The organism is Pyxidicoccus fallax (assembly GCF_012933655.1).
In the GTDB taxonomy this organism is placed as follows: Bacteria; Myxococcota; Myxococcia; order Myxococcales; family Myxococcaceae; genus Myxococcus; species Myxococcus fallax.
On record NZ_JABBJJ010000616.1, the window covers coordinates 1 to 3,412 of the forward strand.

1 protein-coding gene is annotated in these 3,412 nt (G+C 70.5%); it reads right to left on the bottom strand.

The features are described 5' to 3' along the window. The coding region (locus HG543_RS52625; RefSeq protein WP_169352517.1) for a non-ribosomal peptide synthetase at window positions 1-3,412 on the bottom strand (3,412 nt) is incomplete at both ends.

Sequence of the window (3,412 nt, forward strand, 5' to 3'; positions counted from 1 at the left end):
CCACCACGCTCAACGGCAGCGGGGCGGGCGGGTGGATGACCTGCGAGGGCTGACCCGCCTCGGCGCGGAACGTGGTGCGCAGCGATTCGTGGTGGCGCACCAGCTCGGTGAAGGACTGCTCCAGGGCGCCCACGTCCAGCGTGCCGTCGAGCAGCAACGCGGTGGGCATGTTGTACTGGGCGCTGCCCGGTTCGAGCTGATCGAGGAACCACAGGCGCTGCTGCGCGAAGGACAGCGGCAGGTGCTCGCCCCGAGGCGCGGCGCGCAGCGGCGGCACGTTCGCGGCCGCCGAGGCTCGGTCCAGCTCATCGATGGCGCGGGCGAGGCCCTCCAGCGTGGACGTCGCGAAGAGGGTGCGCAGCGGCAGCTCCACGCCGAAGGTGGCACGGATGCGCGCCACCACCTGCGTGGCCAGCAGCGAGTGACCACCCAGCGAGAAGAAGTCGTCGTAGGCACCGACCTTGTCGATGCGCAGCACCTCGGCCCACACGGAGGCCAGCTGCTGCTCGGTGGCGGTGCGCGGCGCGACGAAGGGACGCAGGTCGGCGCGAGCCTCCGGAGCGGGCAGGGCCTTGCGGTCCACCTTGGCGTTGGCCGTCAGCGGGAAGGCGTCCAGCCGCACCAGCGCGGAGGGCACCATGTACTCGGGCAGGCGGGCCTTGAGCGCCTCGCGCAGCGCGTTCATGTCCAGCGTGCTGTCCGCGACGACATAGCCGACGAGACGCTTGTCACCGGGGACGTCCTCGCGGGCCAGGGCCACGGCCTCACGCACGCCCGGGAAGGCCAGCAGCGCCGCTTCGACTTCCGCCAGCTCGATGCGGAAGCCACGCACCTTGACCTGGAAGTCCTTGCGGCCGAGGAACTCCAGGACGCCGTCCTGGCGCCAGCGAGCCAGGTCGCCGGTGCGGTACATGCGCGCACCGGGCGAGGAGGAGAAGGGGTTGGGGATGAAGCGCTCGGCGGTGAGGTCCGGCCGGCGCACGTAGCCGCGTGCCAGGCCCTCGCCGCCGATGAAGAGCTCGCCCGGAGTACCGGGAGCCACCGGCAGCAGGTGCGAGTCGAGCAGGTACACCTGGGTGCCGGTGATGGGCGTACCGATGGGGATGGACGTGGGCACCTGGGCCACTTCCGTCATGCGGAAGGTGGAGGTGAAGAGGGTGCCCTCGGTGGGGCCGTAGCAAGCCGTCACCGGGATGCCCAGCTCGCCCAGCACGCGCTTGACGTGAGGCGCACTCACCACGTCACCACCGGTGAGCAGCTGCTTCACCGACTTCAGGCCATGCACGTGGGTCTCCACCATCTGCGAGAAGAGGCCCGCGGTGAGGTGGAGGGTGGAGACGGAGTGGTGCTGGAGGACGGAGGAGAGGACGTCGAGGTCACTCGGCGACGACGGAGGGAAGACGACGAGGCGAGCGCCGTTGAGCAGCGGCCCCCAGACTTCGAGGGTGGAGGCGTCGAAGGAGATGGGAGCGATGAGTAGGAAGGAGTGGCCCGCCGACACGTCCGCGTAGGGCGCATTGAGGACGGTGCGCAGGACGTTGCGATGGGAGACGGCCACGCCCTTGGGCCGGCCGGTGGAGCCGGAGGTGAAGTCGATATAGGCCAGGTGCTCGGGCGCGAGGGCGACGCTGGGGGAGTGCGAGGGCAGGGTGGAGGTGTCCACCGAGTCCACGAGCACGACAGGCAGCGAGTCACCGGAGGGAATCGCGTCCTTCAGAGAAGACGCGGTGAGAAGGAGGACGGGCTGGGCGTCCTCAATCATCTGCTCCAGGCGCTCACGGGGATACGAGGTATCGAGCGGGAGGTAGGCACCGCCGGCCTTGAGGATGGCGAGCAGGGAGACGATGAGCTCGACGGAGCGCTCCAGGGCGAGGGCCACGGGAGCATCGGGCCGCACGCCGCGAGAGACGAGCAGATGCGCGAGGCGATTGGCCTCGGCGTCGAGCTGGGAGTAGGTGAGGCGCCGGTCGCTGAACTCCAGCGCGACGGAGTCGGAGTGCGCAGCGACGACGCGGGAGAAGACCTCCGGCATCGTGGCATCACGCGGGAACTCGGAGGGCGAGCGGTTCCAGTCCTCCAGCACCGAGCGCAGCTCCTCGGTGGGCAGCAGCGGCAGCGAGTGGAGCGGCTGCTGCGGCCGGGCCAGCATCGCGCCCAGGAAGTGCACGTAGTAACGCGCCATCCGCTCGGCGGTGGCGGGCAGGAACAGGTCGGAGCTGTAGATGAGAGACCCGGAGAACCCCTCCGGAGACTCCGCGAGGGACAGCTCCAGGTCGAACTTGGCCGTGGGGTTGTCCAGCTCATACGGCTGGATGGCCAGTCCCTGTCCGGAGGACATGGACACGGCTTCGTTCTGGAGCGCGAAGAAGACCTGGAACAACGGCGTGCGGTCCAGGGAGCGGCCCGGCGCGAGCGCCTCGACGAGCTTCTCGACCGGGATGTCCTGGTGCGCCTGGGCGCCCACGGTCGCCTCGCGGACGCGGCTCATGAGCTGCTGGAAGGACGGTGCACCCTCCATCCGCGCGCGCAGCACCAGCGTGTTGACGAAGAAGCCAATCAGCCCCTCCATCTCCGAGAACCGGCGGCCCGCGATGGGCGAACCAACGACGATGTCCTCCTGCCCGGAGTAGCGCGCGAGGAACGCCTGGAACGCGCCCAGCAGCGCCATGTACGGGGTGACGTTCTCCTTCTGGCAGAAGGCGCGCAGCGCCTCCGTCACCGCGCGCGGGAGCTTCACGGGCACCGAGGCGCCACGGAACGACTGCACCGGAGGACGCGGGAGGTCCGTGGGCAGCTCCAACACCCGGGCCGCGTCCGCGAGCCGCTGCTTCCAATAACCGAGCTGCTGCTCCAGCGCCTCGCCCTGCAGCCACGTGCGCTGCCACACGGCCACGTCCGCGTACTGCAGCGGCAGCTCGGGCAGCGGCGACGGCTTGCCCGCGGAGAAGGCCTGGTACAGCGCGGCCATCTCCTGCACGAGCACGCCCATGGACCAGCCGTCCGAGACGATGTGGTGCATCGTCAGGAGCAGCACGTGCCGCTGCTCCGCCAGCTTCAGCAGGCTGACGCGCAGCAGGGGACCCGTCGCGAGGTCGAACGGACCGAACGCCTCCGCGATGGCGAGCCGGCGGGCCTCGGCCTCGCGGTCCTCGCGGCCGGACAGGTCCGTCCGGGCGATGCGCACGGGCTCGGGCGCGGAGATGACCTGGGCCGGCGTGCCGCCCTCCTCGCGGAAGGTGGTGCGCAGCGACTCGTGACGGCGCACCAGCTCCGTGAAGGCGCGCTCCAGGACGGCGACGTCGAGCGCTCCATCCAGGCGCAGGGCCACCGGCATGTTGTAGGTGGCCTTGCCGGGCTCCAGCCTGTCCAGGAACCACAGGCGCTGCTGGGCGAAGGAGAGCGGGAGAGGGGC